Origin of the sequence: Arthrobacter glacialis (genome assembly GCF_002909415.1) — a bacterium.
Lineage (GTDB): Bacteria > Actinomycetota > Actinomycetes > Actinomycetales > Micrococcaceae > Specibacter > Specibacter glacialis.
In genome coordinates this window covers 229774-243788 of the sequence record NZ_PPXB01000001.1, presented here as the reverse complement: position 1 = coordinate 243788, position 14015 = coordinate 229774, and the positions used below count along the sequence as shown (strand labels likewise).

The 14015-nt window shown below is 62.3% G+C and carries 12 protein-coding genes; 3 read left to right on the top strand and 9 right to left on the bottom strand.

The genetic code is table 11. The features are described 5' to 3' along the window. Nucleotides 1-66: 66 nt before the first annotated feature. The 3 genes from CVS28_RS01055 to CVS28_RS01045 all read right to left on the bottom strand — a co-directional run bounded on the left by CVS28_RS01055 (nucleotide 67) and on the right by CVS28_RS01045 (nucleotide 5018). Nucleotides 67-1812, bottom strand: a complete 1746-nt coding sequence (locus CVS28_RS01055) for an ABC transporter ATP-binding protein (RefSeq protein ID WP_103463911.1) — start codon at nucleotides 1810-1812, stop codon at nucleotides 67-69. Continuing rightward, the gene (locus tag CVS28_RS01050; protein WP_103480342.1) at nucleotides 1812-3620 is read right to left on the bottom strand and encodes an ABC transporter ATP-binding protein; all 1809 of its coding nucleotides are present in this window, start codon (nucleotides 3618-3620) and stop codon (nucleotides 1812-1814) included. Before CVS28_RS01050 ends, CVS28_RS01055 begins: the two co-directional genes overlap by 1 nt. A gap of 390 nt (nucleotides 3621-4010) precedes the next feature. Further along, a complete protein-coding gene (locus CVS28_RS01045) occupies nucleotides 4011-5018 on the bottom strand; it encodes a 1-aminocyclopropane-1-carboxylate deaminase (RefSeq protein ID WP_103463909.1) in 1008 nt (335 codons plus the stop codon). A 208-nt stretch (nucleotides 5019-5226) separates the two neighbouring features. On the opposite strand from CVS28_RS01045, the gene CVS28_RS01040 reads away from it, so the two are divergent. Continuing rightward, nucleotides 5227-5880, top strand: a complete 654-nt coding sequence (locus CVS28_RS01040; protein ID WP_103463908.1) for a GntR family transcriptional regulator — start codon at nucleotides 5227-5229, stop codon at nucleotides 5878-5880. A 195-nt stretch (nucleotides 5881-6075) separates the two neighbouring features. Here CVS28_RS01040 and CVS28_RS01035 read toward each other — a convergent pair whose 3' ends face one another. From CVS28_RS01035 to CVS28_RS01015, 5 genes are all read right to left on the bottom strand, one after another. Then, nucleotides 6076-7221: a Gfo/Idh/MocA family protein gene (locus CVS28_RS01035; RefSeq protein ID WP_103480341.1), complete on the bottom strand. Its 1146-nt coding sequence runs from the start codon at nucleotides 7219-7221 to the stop codon at nucleotides 6076-6078. Beyond that, nucleotides 7218-8006: a ThuA domain-containing protein gene (locus CVS28_RS01030; protein WP_103480340.1), complete on the bottom strand. Its 789-nt coding sequence runs from the start codon at nucleotides 8004-8006 to the stop codon at nucleotides 7218-7220. The genes CVS28_RS01035 and CVS28_RS01030 overlap by 4 nt, the downstream gene beginning before the upstream one ends. A 60-nt stretch (nucleotides 8007-8066) precedes the next feature. Continuing rightward, nucleotides 8067-8927 carry a carbohydrate ABC transporter permease gene (locus CVS28_RS01025; protein ID WP_103480339.1) on the bottom strand — a complete coding sequence of 287 codons (861 nt, stop codon included), beginning with the start codon at nucleotides 8925-8927 and terminating at the stop codon, nucleotides 8067-8069. A gap of 9 nt (nucleotides 8928-8936) precedes the next feature. Beyond that, complete coding sequence (locus CVS28_RS01020) at nucleotides 8937-9905, bottom strand: carbohydrate ABC transporter permease (protein ID WP_103463904.1); 969 nt, start codon at nucleotides 9903-9905, stop codon at nucleotides 8937-8939. Between the two features lie 65 nt (nucleotides 9906-9970). Beyond that, nucleotides 9971-11194, bottom strand: a complete 1224-nt coding sequence (locus tag CVS28_RS01015) for a sugar ABC transporter substrate-binding protein (protein WP_243399617.1) — start codon at nucleotides 11192-11194, stop codon at nucleotides 9971-9973. Nucleotides 11195-11557: 363 nt separating this feature from the next. Here CVS28_RS01015 and CVS28_RS01010 point away from each other — a divergent pair, with 363 nt between their 5' ends. Then, nucleotides 11558-12574: a LacI family DNA-binding transcriptional regulator gene (locus tag CVS28_RS01010; protein ID WP_243399643.1), complete on the top strand. Its 1017-nt coding sequence runs from the start codon at nucleotides 11558-11560 to the stop codon at nucleotides 12572-12574. Nucleotides 12575-12601: 27 nt separating this feature from the next. Here CVS28_RS01010 and CVS28_RS01005 read toward each other — a convergent pair whose 3' ends face one another. Further along, entirely contained in the window at nucleotides 12602-13111 is a 510-nt protein-coding gene (locus CVS28_RS01005; RefSeq protein WP_243399616.1) for a MarR family winged helix-turn-helix transcriptional regulator, read from the bottom strand. A gap of 93 nt (nucleotides 13112-13204) precedes the next feature. On the opposite strand from CVS28_RS01005, the gene CVS28_RS01000 reads away from it, so the two are divergent. Then, entirely contained in the window at nucleotides 13205-13879 is a 675-nt protein-coding gene (locus CVS28_RS01000; RefSeq protein ID WP_103480338.1) for an NADPH-dependent F420 reductase, read from the top strand. Nucleotides 13880-14015: the final 136 nt, after the last annotated feature.

The window sequence follows — 14015 nt, the reverse complement described above, 5'->3', positions numbered from 1 at the left end:
CGTTCGGTCCAAATCGCCCCTTCGGCCCACGCTACGCCCATTTCTAACTGGGCAATAGGGGCTGTCCTAGGCGTCCTGCCGCCAGGAATTCCACAGGGCCGCATAGGCGCCACCCTGGGCCAGCAGCTCGTCATGGGATCCGAGCTCGGAGATCCGCCCCTTTTCCACCACCGCCACCCGGTCGGCGTCGTGCGCAGTGTGCAGCCTGTGCGCAATGGCCACCACCGTCCGGCCGCTGAGCACTGCGCTCAGCGAAAATTCCAGCTCGCGCGCCGCCGCCGGGTCGATCAGCGACGTCGCCTCATCCAGCACCAGCGTGTGCGGATCGGCCAGCACCAGGCGGGCAAGCGCCATTTCCTGGGCCTGCCCCGGCGTCAAGGTGTGGGCGCCCGAGCCCACCTCCGTGGCCAGTCCCTGGGGCAGGGCGCGCACCCAACCCAGGGATCCGACGTCGGCCAGGGCCTTTTCAAGCTCGGCGTCTGTAGCGCCGGCCTTGCCCAGGCGAAGATTGTCCGCCAAGGTTCCCACAAAAATGTGGTGCTCCTGCGTCACCAGGGCCACCTCTCGGTGCAACTCATCCAGCGGCCTGTCAACCAGCGGAACCCCGCCCACTTTGACCGAACCGGCCGTGGGCGGGTGGATGCCCGCAATCAGGCGGCCCAGCGTGGACTTGCCGGCACCGGACGGGCCAACCATGGCAAGGCGCTCCCCGGGAACCAGCGTCAGGTCGATCCCGTGGAGCACGTCGCGGCCCTCACGGTAGGCGTAGCGAACCTCATCCACCACCAGGGATTCATCCGCCGGATGGGCGTCGGTGGCTGTCCTGTCACCGGCCACGTTGCGGATGCCCACAATGCGGGCCAGCGAGGACGCGCCCACCTGGATTTCATCAATCCACATGATCAAGGTGTCCACGGGGTCGATCAGCTGCATGGCGTACAGTGCCACGGTGGCCACCATGCCGGCGCTCACTGTTCCGTTGGAGGCAAGCCAGCCACCCCACAACAGGACAGCCGCCACTGGAAGCCAGAAGGAAAATTCGGCCACCGGGAACAGCACGGTGCGCAGGCCCAGCGTGTACTTTTCCACGTCAAAGCAACGGCGCAGTGCCGCGTCGATCCGGCCCCGGCGGTGCGGGCCCAGGCTCAACGCATCAACGGTGCGGGCACCCTCGATGGTCTCGGTGATGGCGCCGTTGAGGACAGCGTAGCTTTCACGTTCGCGCAGGTAGCCGGGGGTGGCACGTTTGAGGTACCACCGTGTCACGGGGATCAGCATGGGCGCACCCACCAGCAAGGCCAGCGCCAGCAGCGGGCTGGTAAAGATTGCCGCGGCAACTGTCAGCGCAATGGTGGCCACCGAAACCAGCACCTGCGGCACGCCAAACCTGACGGTGTGGGAGACGGCGTCGACGTCGTTGGTGGTGCGGGAGACAAGGTCGCCGGTGCCGGCCTTTTCCACCGTGGACAGCGGCAGCGAGGTCACCTGCTCCATGAATTCCTCGCGCAGCTGGGCAAAGACTTTTTCGCCAAGCACCATGCCCTTGCGCCGGGCCCAGCGCGCCAGGAACGTTTGCACCACCACAAAGGCTGCCAGCGCCAGGGCAACATTGGTGACAAACCCGGCGGTGGTGCCGCCGGTGATGGCGTCCACCAGCCGGCCCAGCAGGAACGGGCCGGCCAGGCCCGCGATGGCAGCCAGGACATAGAGTCCCACCACCATTGTCAGCGGCTTGCTGTGCTGGCGCATGAGCCGGACACCTTCGGCCTTGACCTGCGCCGAATCCGCTACGGGAAGTTTATTCTCAGCCATTAGCGCTGCCCTTCGCTGCTCGAGGTGCTGTGGTTGTCATTTGCGGGGCCGTCCGGTTCGTGCCCGCGATCTGCATGGCCGTCCATGCCGGCGCCGCGGATCACCACGTTGCGGTAGTCCGGCACCGTCGCCAAAAGTTGGTGGTGTGTCCCCTGGGTCAGCCGCTCCTCGCTGTCGAGGAAATAAACCGTGTCCATGGCGCCGAGCATGAGCGGGCTGGCCGTCACCACCACGGTGGTGTTGGCCTCCGTGCGCCGCTCCGTTTTCAGTGCGGTGGCAATCCGGGATTCCGTGTGCGCGTCCACCGCGCTGGTCGGTTCAATGAGCACCAGCACCTCGGCCCCGGTCAGGAGGGCGCGGGCCAGGGCCAGGCGCTGACGCTGACCGCCGGAGAAGCCGCGGCCCTTCTCGGTGACTTCATCGTCGAGGCCGTGCTCCAGCCCGTCAAAGACGTCGGCGGCGCTGGCCACGTCAATGGCCGCCATGATGCCGGCGTCGTTGTGCCGCCCCGACGGGTCCAGCTCTTCACGCAGGGTGCCGGTGAACAGTTGCGGTTCGGCGTCGGAAACCACAATGCGCGAGCGCACATCACCGAGCGGGACCAGGTGCAGGGCGGCCTCGCCCCACAACACCTGGGCCTCGCGCAGCACCGCATCTTCAAAGCGGCCAAGGCGGCGGGCAAGCTCCGCCGACGCCGCCGGGTCCGCCGAGACGATGCCCGTGAGCAGGCCCGGCTGGATCAGCGCCCCTGAGCTGCTGTCCAGCAAGGCGCTCGGCGCAGAGGGCGCGCCAACTGTTGTGCCGCCGTCGTGCACGGCAGAGGGCGTGGCCAGAACATCAATGATGCGCCGGGCCCCCACGTTTGCGCGGATGAAACGCGAGACGGCGTCGGAGGCGGTGCGGATGGGCGAGACCAGGAAGACGGCGTACCCGTACAGCGCCACCAGCTGGCCGGTCTCAATTTGGCCTGACAGTGCCTGCATGGCACCAATCCAGGTGAAGGCGACGCTGAAGACACCCACCACCAGCACCTGGGCTGCGTCAAGGTCGGCGAGCGAGTAGGCCACCTTGTTCCCGGCCAGCTGTGTTTCCCGGGAGCGCTCCCGGTACCGCTCCACGAAGATGTGCTCCCCGCCAATTCCGCGCAGCACACGCAAACCGGTCACGGTGTCGGCTCCCAGGGCCGTCATCTTTCCGGCGGCATCACGTTGGTCCTTCTGCCGTTTTTGCAGGGGCCGGATCACGAACAACAGCATGGCGCCGCAGAGGGGGACGCCGAAAAGCACCACCAGGCCCAATTGCCACGAGGACTGAAACACCAGGAACGCCACCAGCAGGTAGCCCACTATGGAACCGGCCAGCCGGGCCGAGACGTCAAAGATTTCCCCGATGCGCATGGCATCGGAGGCGGAGGTGGAGACCACCTCGCCGGTAGAGAATTTTTGCGGCAGGGCGTCGCCGCTGCGGGTGACCTTGTAGCCGATCAACTGCGAGCACCTGAAAGCGGCTTGCATCCAGTTGCTCACCGCCGCCCGGTGCCGCAACGTTGAGGTCACCGCCTGGATGAGCGTCAGACCAAGGAGCAGGGCCACCCATCCTGCAAGTGCCCTGAAGTTCCCGGCAACAATGCCCAAGTCAATGGCCTGGCCCAGGACATACGGGATCAGCGCCTGGGACACCGTCCAGAGGGAGCCGTAGATGATGCCAAGAAGCAAGGTTGCCCGTTGGGCCTTGGCAAGCCACCACAGGAACCGCGAGGGTGAACGGAGGTCGGGACTGCCGGCATCCGGATAAGGAAATGAGCGCACAAAAGCCTTCTAAAAAATGGGGGTTTGGCAGACGTGTCTAACGCGATCAAGCGGCGCATCGAAGCGCGGCGATCAACGGACGGATTGGGGCTGCTGTTCTCTAACTCACAATATGAAACTGTAACGCAAAAAACTTCACTTGTGGAAGAGCCGCGCTGTCCCGCCCTGATCCGCCCCAGATTCCCGCTTTGGGGCGTGCGGTTCGGAGAGGATCAGCTCGGACGGGGGCCTGCATTGGGAGGTTTCGGTGGCTGAATCGCATGAGCTGGACAGGGCGTATCTCGCGCAGCAGTGGCGGACCCACGTTGGTACTGCGGGTGACAAGCCGCAACCCGGCCCCGCGCCGGCTTGACCGTCAGCGGGAAGTGGGTGCCCGGCGTCGTGCTCGGATTAGCGGAACAGGCCGCTGTAGGCGTTCAGTGCCAACTGTCCGCCCAGGTGCGCGTAAAGGACGTTGCTGGTGGCGGGGATGTCCTTGGCGCGGACCAGGTCGATGAGTCCGGCCATGGACTTTCCTTCGTAGACGGGGTCGATGATCATGCCTTCCAGGGAGCCAGAGAGTCGGATTGCTTCCATGGTGGACTCCACGGGAATGCCGTAGAGATCTCCGGCCCACCCTTCAAGGACGGTGATCTCGTCGTCGCGCAGTTCGCGGCCCAGCCCTATCAGCGCCGCTGTGTGGCGGGCTATGCGGGCCACCTGCGCGCGGGTCTTCTCGATGGTGGCGGAGGCGTCAATGCCGATGACGCGGCGGGGACGGTCCTGCCCGGCAAAGCCGGCGATCATGCCGGCGTGGGTGGACCCGGTGACAGTGCAAACAATGATGGTGTCGAAGAAGACGCCCATTTCTTCTTCTTGCGCCTGAACTTCATAGGCCCAATTGGCGAAACCCAGGCCACCCAAGTGGTGCTCCGAGGCGCCAGCCGGGATGGGATAAGGTTTGCCGCCGGAGTCCTCTACATCCTTGATGGCTTGCTCCCAGCTGCTGCGAATGCCAATATCAAAGCCGGCCGCATCGAGACGGACATCGGCGCCCATGATGCGGGAAAGCTGAATATTGCCCACGCGGTCGCTCAGTGGATCCGGCCAGTCCACCCAGTTTTCCTGCACCAGGCGCGCCTTCATACCAATTTTTGCCGCAACGGCAGCCACCTGGCGGGTGTGGTTGGACTGGTAGCCGCCAATGGAGACCAGGGTGTCGGCACCTTGGGCGATGGCGTCCGGAACAATGTACTCAAGCTTGCGCGTTTTGTTGCCGCCAAAGGCCAGCCCGCTGTTCACGTCTTCGCGTTTGGCCCAAATTTTGGCCCCGCCCAGGTGGTTGCTCAGCCTGGGCAGATCGTGGATGGGGCTGGGCCCGAAGGTTAGCGGATAGCGTTCAAAATCGGCGATGGCCATGGGAGGTCCTTGTCGGGTCGGAGCTTGGGTGGGTGCTGCTCGGCGGGAGCACACCTCCTTTTGCGTATGCAATATATTGCATACGCTTTGTGCGTGGCTGTCAAGGGTTTTCGCGCTTTGCGCAGCTGGGCAGCTGGTTGCAAGCAATTTGGGGCCGGGCCATTCCAAGAACGCCTCGAGAGACCTACGGCGATATATCCTATGTTGCATGCCCACTCCCCTGCCGCACGGCATTCACAAGCGGTCCCTGCTGCGCGATGATGTCTACGATTCCATCCGCAATGCCATTATTGACGGCATCTTTGCCCCGGGCGAACGCCTCAAGGACCCCGAACTGGAGTCATGGCTGGGCGTCAGCAGGACCCCCATTCGTGAGGCGTTGCTACGCCTTGAGCGCGCCGGTCTTGTTGTCACCACACCGGGCCGGGCAACCATCGTGGCCCCGCTTGACGCGCAGTCAACCCGCAACGCCCAGCAAGTGGTGGCCGCAATGCATGAGCTGGCCGCCCGACTGGCCGTGCCCGCCTTGGGCCCGAATCAGATTGCCGCCATGGTTGCTGCCAACGCAGGCTTCTCCGCAGCGCTGGATGCGGACGACGTCGATGCCGCCCTGACTGCCGACGACAAGTTTCATGCCGTGATGGTTGACGCATCAGGAAACGCCATGATTCCGGTGGTCCTGGAACAGGCCATGCCCGTGCTCCGGCGCAGCGAGTACCAGCGCTTCAGCACTGACGATGCCCGGCATTCAGTGACGGTGCACGCACAGATCATCAAGCTCGCCAGTGTTGGGGATGCCGATGGGGCCGCGTTGGCAACACGAGAAAACTGGCTGTCGTTGGACGCTGGGCAGGACCGCTGAAACGGCCTGGACGGTGCCGATGAGTGATGGCAAGGACTCGCTGATGGCCCGTGCATCATTCCCCCAATGTCAGTCCGGGTTGTAGATCTAGCTGAGCGTTTCCATCGCCGCTCGCGGAAACACAACGACGCAGACGCAGGCCGCGCAGGAAGGGCTCACCCTACCCACGCGACCGGCCGTCACATCGCTCACCGATTAGCGACTGATGGCTTCCGCCCGGCAGGCGAGGCGGCCCAGCGGTGATCCCCAAGCCGCCAGGACAGCTTTGACCTCGGCATTCTTTTCGGCGACCAGCGCCTGCTCATAAGCAGCCGTCAGGACGTCGTCAATCCGCACGCGCTGTCCGGTTTCGGCGGAAAGCACTGCCGCTTCCACCATGGCCAGCGAATGCACATTGGCATGAATCTCCCCGTCCGGCACCTTGCCTGTGCGGATCGCGGAGACGAACTCGGCCAGTGATCCGGCGATCTGCTCGGGACCGGCGGCGACTGCCGGCACCCCAATCTTGCCGCCGGCCGCATCGACGGCGTCAACAACAGGCGCCTGCTCGCCGTCCCAACGCGCCGTCCCCCGTTCCCCGTTGACCCGCCATTGCCCGTTCCACGAGGTTTCTTGGCCGTCCGCGCACCAGGAACCTGAGTACACATAGCGCAGGCCGCTGGAGAATTCGAAGATGGCGGTAGCCGCGGCGTCGGCCTTGTACCAGCTCCAGGCGGGGTTGAATTCCTCGCAGTACACGCTGACTGGGTCCTGGCCCGTGAGGTGACGGACGGCGTCGAACGGGTGAATGGCCATATCCACCAACAACACGTGGTCCATGTCCTCGCGGAATCCGCCGAAGTGCGGCGCCTTGAAGAACTCGGTGGTGATGACCCCGATCTCCCCCAGCTCGCCGGTGACTGCCTTGAGCTGGGTCAGGGAGTTGAAGTAGCGACGGGACTGGCTGATCATCAGCATCTGGCCACTGGCTTCCGCGCTGGCGGCCAGGGACAGCGCCTCGGCAACGGTCGGTGCGGCCGGTTTCTCACACAACACCGGCAGGCCGGCAAGCATGGCCTCAACATTGACAGGGTGGTGGGCCACGGGCACTGTCACATTGACCACCGCGTGGGCACCAGTTGCTGCGGCGACGTCGCTGACACTGGTCCCCACCAGGACGCCAGCAAGTCCCTTCTCGGCAAGCGCCGCGTGGGCGGTGTCCGTGTTCAGATCAACCAGGCCCACCAATTCCACGTCCGGGTTTGCCGTGATCGCCTCGATCCAGGCCTTCCCCATGCCGCCGGCACCAACTTGGACCAGGCGCAGCCGGCCGGGAGTATCAGTGGTGGCAAAAGTGCTCAATGTACAATCGCCCCCTGGTAGCCCTTGCCGTTGTAGAAGTCTTCGGTTTCATAGCGCAACAGCACAGGCTCGGCGCGTTCCGGGCGAAGCGTCTTGGCCCATTGAACTCCGTTGGCAATGACTTTACGGACTTCCTTCTGGTGGTAGACGGGGTAGTCCTGGTCGCCGGGACTGAAGAAGAAGATCTTGCCGAACCCGCGACGGTAGGTCATGCCGCTGCGGAACACTTCCCCGCCGGTGAAGGTAGAGAGGAAGATGAGCTCATCCGGTGCGGGGACGTCGAAGTACTCGCCGTACATTTCCTGGGCCGGAATGATGAACGGGTGCGGCACGCCCTGGGCAATGGGGTGGGTGGGGTCTACTGTCCACACGAGTTCGCGGTCTTGCTCCGAACGCCAGCGCAGGGTGCAGGAGGTCCCCATGAGCTTGCCGAAGATCTTGGACCAGTGGCCCGAGTGCAACACCAGCAGGCCCATACCTGCCAGTACATGCTTGTGCACGCGCTCAACCACCTCATCGGAGACTTCATCGTGGGCGGCATGGCCCCACCAGATCAGGACGTCGGTGGCGGCAAGAACTTCCTCCGTCAGACCGTGTTCTGGATCATCCAGAGTCACTGTGGTCACGGCAACAGCTGCGCCCAGGTTCTCTTCGATGCCTTCTTTAATGGTGGTGTGCATGCCGTTCGGGTAGATGTCCCGAACGCTCTGCTCCACTTGTTCGTGCCGGTTTTCTCCCCACACGACGACGTTGATGGGGGTTTCCGGGTTAGCGATTGCAGACATTGGTGTTCACTTTCCTTTTTCCTGGTGTTGCGTAAGTTGTAGGGGGTGCACGTTTGGGGGCTATTTCACGGCTCCACCGGTTGCCCCGGCGGCGATGTACTTCTGTGCCACCACCAAGAGCACGATGGCTGGCAACGAGGACAACACGGCAGTTGCCATGACGGCGCTCCAGTTGGAGACCTGGGTGCCGAGGTACTGGTAGATGCCCAGCGTCACGGGGCGAATCTCATCGGTGGTTGTCAGCGTCAACGCAAACAAGAAGTCGCTCCAGGCGAAGAGGAAGGCAAAAAGGCCTGCCGTGATGAGGGCATTTTTGGCGATGGGCATGGCGATGGAGAAAAAGGCCCGGACTTGGCCTGCCCCGTCCACGCGCGCAGCCTCAATGATCGACGCCGGGATGCTCATCATCGATGCCCGCATGATCAAGATGGCGAACGGGATGGCATGGCTTGCATCTGCCAAAACAAGACCGGGGATGGAGTTCAAAAGTCCCAGATTGTTGTAGGCGGCATACAGGGCATTGGCGATAACAACGCCCGGGATCATCTGGGCGATCAGGATGGCAAGCAACGCCCAACTAATCCAGCGAAACTTGAACTGGGCCAGGGCGTAGGCTGCCGGCGCTGCGATGGCAAGTGTCACAACAACCGTTCCGAGGGCAATGACAAGACTTGTCAGCAAATTCTTACCTTGATCTGCGATGGCCTTTTCATAGCCGGCAAAACTCGGATTCCATGGGAAGAAGTCCGCTGAGAGGGTGTTGCCGGATGGTTGCAGCGAAGCGTTGACCATCCAATAGATGGGGAACAACATGAAGGCCAGGAAAAGGATTCCCAGGACGGTGGAGGCCCGGGTTTTGATGGCTTTACGTCGCAGCGCGCTCACGCGAACACTGCTGTGGTTCAGGGATGCAGTAGTCATTGAAGTCTCCTACTCATCGACAGCGCGGCGATTTGCCCGCAGGTAGATGACGGCGAACACGAGGGAAATGATGATCAGAATATTGGAGAATGCGGCACCCACCCCGAACTCGAAATTGACGAACGATTCCTGGTAGGACCGCACAGCAATGGTTTGGGTCGAGTTTGCCGGGCCACCGTTCGTCAGACCCAAAATGATGTCCAAAACCTTGATGGTGTAGACAACTCCCAGAATCAGCACCACACTGACAACCGGGCGAAGGTTGGGCCAGGTGATGTACCGAAACGCCTTCCACCCGGTGGCGCCGTCCAGTTGCCCAGCCTCATAGAGTTCCGCCGGGATGTCTTGGAGTCCGCCGTAAAGCAACGTGACGTTGAAGGGAATGCCCACCCAGATGTTGACAAGGATGACGGCGAGCAGTGCCACGTCGGGGCTTGTCAGCCACGGGATGGCGGGGACGCCGAACGTACCCAGGAATTGGTTCAGGATTCCGGAGTCCTGATCAAGGATGGAGCGCCATGTGGCGCTGGCTACAATCAGTGGCAGCAGCCACGGGAGCAGCAGCATGGCCCGCAGGAAGCGGCTGAGCGGAAAGTTGCGGTTGAAGAAACATGCCAGCGCGAGCCCAATTGCGAACTGGCCGGCAATGGAGGCAATAGTGAACAGTGCCGTGTTGAGCAACGCCGGCCCAAACAGATTTGAGCTGATGACTGTTATGTAGTTCTGGAATCCAACCCACGGGGCCTCGCCGGTGAAGAAGGTCTTGGTTGTGTAGTCCTGCATGCTCATGACGAGGTTCTTGGCCACGGGGTAGCCAAAGAACAGCAGCATGTACAAGCCAGCGGGCACTACGAAGAGAATTTTGGCGATATTTTCGCGGGCCCAGAAACTCTGCCGCGGCCGCGATTCGGGTGTAGCCGCCCTCTTGCCGGATCGGGCGGTGGACGCAGCGGGCGCGTCGGTTGAAAGGGAAGTCATGGTGGCCTCTCTGCCGGTTCCGCAGCAACGTTGGGTGCGGAACCGGCGTCGAAATGGTGGTGGCGTTAGCCCTTGGCAGCTTGAGCGAAGGCCTCATCAACGCTGGCCTTGTCCGTCAGCACCAGCTGGATGGCCGTGTAGATGGCGGTTGCCGCCTTGGGCCATTCGGCGCCGAGGTTGCCCGTGCGTGAGCGTGCGTTGGCGATCTGCTCGGTGAACGATTCCATGTCGGGCATCTTGGCGACATATTCCTTGGCAAGCTCGGGCTTGGTGGGTACCGTGTAGCGTTCGGAGCCCAATGCCACCTGGGTATCTCCTGCGGTGAAGCAACTGATGAATTCAGCGGCCTTGGCCTGCTTGGCCTTGTCCCCTGTCTGCGGAATGGTCCAAACCTCGCCACCCAAAGGTGCTGTGGGCGTCTGGCCGGCCTTGTTGACAGGCACCTGAACGGATCCCCATTCCAGGGCGGCGTCATCGTTGAGTGCCGGAATCTGCCACGGTCCGTTGATCATCATGGCTGCCTTGCCAGACATGAACTGGTCCTTAACATCGCCCTGGCCCCAGTTGATGGCGCCCTTGGAGACCGCACCGCTGTCGATCAGGTCCTTCCAGAGCTGCAACGCCTCTTTGTTTTCAGGCGAATCCAACTCAGTTTCGCTGCCGCCATTGGTCCACATGAACGGCAGGAACTGCCATGCTCCCTCGTAGGTGGCTATGGCGGAGAAGGCCAGACCGTACTGGTCGCCGGCGGTCAGCGTGGCGGCTGTTGTCTTGAGTTCCTCCCATGTTGTGGGCGGCTTCAGGCCAGCGTCGGCCAGGAGCTTCTTGTTGTAGAACAAGCCCAAGGTGTTGGCCGTGGGTGCCAGTCCGTAGACCTCGCCTTCGTAGGTGCCGGCGTCGAGCATGCCCTGGGCAAACCCGGAGGTATCCACATCGAAGTCACTGAGCGGGGCAAGGCCTCCGGTGGAGGCAATCTCCTGCACGTCCGGGTTGTCCAGCATCAAGATGTCCGGCAGAGTCTTGGAGGACGACTTCTGCAAGACCTTTTGAATCAGGTCCTTGCCGGGCACCACTTCACGGGTAATCGTGACACCAATATCTGCGGCGCATTTATCGATGGCCGTTTGGATCAGGGCCTTGTCTGGATCGTTGTTGTAGTAGTCCATGAGGGTCAGGCTGCTTGCGTCACCGGAGGCGCTGTTGCCGCCGCCACAGGCTGTCAGGACGAAGGGTGCGATTGCTGCCATGGCCAAGAACTTGCTCAGGCGGGTCTTAGTTTGTTTCTTCACGGGTAGCTCCTTTGCTCGGTTACGTGATGCGGTGCCTTGGTTGTGAACGATTCCGCCCTCGCATAGCGGCGGAGAATCAAGCAATTTTCCTAAAGTTCGACGGCGGTTCCTTACGGACCGGGCGGCGCCCGGCGTTCGCTGACGGGAGGGAATTCTCGCCATTGATGGTTCCTGGGTTAGGTCCAAAGCGTTCACGGTAAAGCGCTTTACTTAGGGTGTGACATTGATCATGCCTGTGCCAATGCCGTCGTGTCAAGGAAAAAGTAAAGCGCTTTACTTTGTGTCTTCCCTGGAGCACACTTTGATTAGAGTTGGGTGAGGTAGCTTAGACCCAGAACACTTGGGAGGAGCAACGTGGCAACCATGCAGGATGTCGCCAATCTGGCGAACGTGTCCTTGGCGACCGTGTCATTTACCATCAACGACTCAAAACCCGTCTCGCCCAAAACCCGGGCCAAGGTGGAGGCGGCCATGAAGGATCTGGGCTACCGCCGCAATGCCGTCGGTAGCGCGCTGGCCAGGGGCCGCACCCACGTACTCGCATTGCTGTACCCAGCCTTGCAGCACCGCTTCTCTCCCACGTCGGTGCGATTTTTCACCAGCGCCGCCGACCAGGCCCGGCTCCGGGGCTACAACCTGGTGCTGTGGCCCATGAGTAACGACGCCGAGGCAGTCACCGAGCTAACATCCTCAGGGCTGGTGGACGGCGTGGTACTGATGGAAGTCCAACTCGATGACCCCCGCGTGTCCGAACTATCCGGAAGCGCCGTCCCCTTCGCCTTGATCGGGCGGACCCGGGACACCACAGGGATTCCCTTTGTTGACGTTGACTTTGAATCCGCCGTGGAGAACGCCATTGACAGGCTGGTTGAACTCGGGCACACCGACCTGGTGCTCATCGACGGCGGAGTTGGCAACCAGCTGCTCGGCGGATACGGTCCGGTCGCCAGAACTCGCAAGGCGTTCGGGGAAGTCACGGCCCAACGCGGCCTCTCCGGCGCCATCATGAGTGGCGTGCATTCATCGGCAGGAGGCCGCGAGTTGGCCAAGGAATTTGCGGCAAAGCACCCCGAAACAACCGGCGTTTTGATGATGAATGAACATGCTGGTCCGGGTTTTGTTGCCGGGCTCCAACAGGCAGGCTACCGGTTACCGCAGGATATTTCCGTCCTAGCCTTGGCCTCCTCGCTGGACACGGCAAGCATGTCAGAGCCGGAAATGGCCGTGCTCATTTCCCCGGCCGATGAACTTGGCCGACTGGGAGTGGATGTCTTGATTGACCAGATCGACAAGAAAAACAACCCGCTGCCTCAATTGCTGATCGAGTGCTCGTACTCTCCCGGCGCCACCATGGGCCCGGCGCTCAAACATGGACGCTGACACCGGCAGGGGAGACTAGCGACGTCCTTAGGTTCCCAGCATCTGCTCCACTGCTTCACAGGCACCCAGATCATGCGCGGAAACGGGCGGGGCATCGCAGGCCACACGGCGCAGCAGTGTCCGGAACAGCTCGCGTTCTTCGGCGGCCAAGGCGCCCAGCACGGCGTTTTCAGCTCCCGCCACACGCAGTTGCAAATCAGCGAGTGCCTTGTTGCCAGCGTTGGTGGCCACCACAATGCGGGCCCTGCGGTCGGCCGGGTTCAGCTGGCGTTCCACCAGGCCCTCCTTGACAAAGTCATCGATCAAGTACGTCATGACTGTGCGGTCAATGCCCAGGTGCTGGGCCAGCGCCAGCTGGTTGGGCAGCTCCCCGCCCACCACGGCAACAAGCACCTGATAGCCACGCGCGCCGTGCAGGAATTCCCCCATGGCTGCCGTCGAGGCGTTTTGGTAATTGCGGACCAAAACGCCCAGTGTCCAGCCAAAGTCTTCCTGGGCATCGACGGAGGGGCGCTGCTCGGTTGGACTGTTACTCATGGCACCCATCATAACGGAGAACTGGGCTTTACAACAGATCATATTCAGATAAGATGATCTGTAAAGCAACGTACATGAAGGAAGGTTGATCGCATGACTATGCAGACCGTTGGCATCCTGGGCGCCGGCAAGGTGGGCACCGGCGTTGCCCGCCAAGCCCTGAAGGCTGGTTACCGTGTACTGATAGCGGCATCCGGTGATCCCAAGGACATTTCATTGATCATTTCCGTCATGGCCCCCGGCGCCGTTGCTGTTACAGCTGAGCAGGCCATGGCCGAGGCCGATCTGGTGGTTTTGTCGGTGCCGCTGCACAAGTTCCGCACCCTGAACCCGGACGCTCTCGCCGGAAAGCACGTGGTGGACACCATGAATTACTGGCGCGACACCAACGGCGACATGCCGGAGCTGGAGGATGCGCCGTCGAGCTCTGAAATGGTGCACGCCCACGTGCCCGGCGCCCTCGTGGCCAAGTCGCTGAACCACATTGGCTACCATGAGCTTGAGCTGGACGCCCGCGACGCCGGTACGCCCGACCGCCGCGCGCTGGCCGTTGCCGCGGACGACGACGATACGCGCGCCTTGGTGTTGGAGTTTGTGGACCGTCTGGGTTATGACGCCGTTGACGCCGGATCCTTGAGCAACGGTGCAGCCTTTGAACCGGGCACCCCCATCTTCACCGGCAGCTATACCAAGGCCGGCATGGAGGCCGAACTTCAGGCGCAGCGCGATGCCGGCGATGAACTGGTGCTCACCGCCAGCATCCGCTGACAAGTTCTTTCATGATCCGCTGCGCGGTGCCGTCGATTCCTTCTGCTTTTTCCTCGATCTCGCACCCGGTGCGGGGATGAAACGTCAGGCCCTGGTGACCACGGCACTGACGGGTGTCGCATAGCTACACATAGCG

Excerpts from the sequence above, each read along its gene's own strand:
- CVS28_RS01040 (WP_103463908.1), top strand. The coding sequence starts at position 5,227 with ATGCCCACTCCCCTGCCGCACGGCATTCACAAGCGGTCCCTGCTGCGC.
- CVS28_RS01030 (WP_103480340.1), bottom strand. The coding sequence starts at position 8,006 with ATGTCTGCAATCGCTAACCCGGAAACCCCCATCAACGTCGTCGTGTGG.
- CVS28_RS01055 (WP_103463911.1), bottom strand. The coding sequence starts at position 1,812 with ATGGCTGAGAATAAACTTCCCGTAGCGGATTCGGCGCAGGTCAAGGCC.
- CVS28_RS01020 (WP_103463904.1), bottom strand. The coding sequence starts at position 9,905 with ATGACTTCCCTTTCAACCGACGCGCCCGCTGCGTCCACCGCCCGATCC.
- CVS28_RS01005 (WP_243399616.1), bottom strand. The coding sequence starts at position 13,111 with ATGAGTAACAGTCCAACCGAGCAGCGCCCCTCCGTCGATGCCCAGGAA.
- CVS28_RS01045 (WP_103463909.1), bottom strand. The coding sequence starts at position 5,018 with ATGGCCATCGCCGATTTTGAACGCTATCCGCTAACCTTCGGGCCCAGC.
- CVS28_RS01025 (WP_103480339.1), bottom strand. The coding sequence starts at position 8,927 with ATGACTACTGCATCCCTGAACCACAGCAGTGTTCGCGTGAGCGCGCTG.
- CVS28_RS01000 (WP_103480338.1), top strand. The coding sequence starts at position 13,205 with ATGACTATGCAGACCGTTGGCATCCTGGGCGCCGGCAAGGTGGGCACC.
- CVS28_RS01010 (WP_243399643.1), top strand. The coding sequence starts at position 11,558 with ATGCAGGATGTCGCCAATCTGGCGAACGTGTCCTTGGCGACCGTGTCA.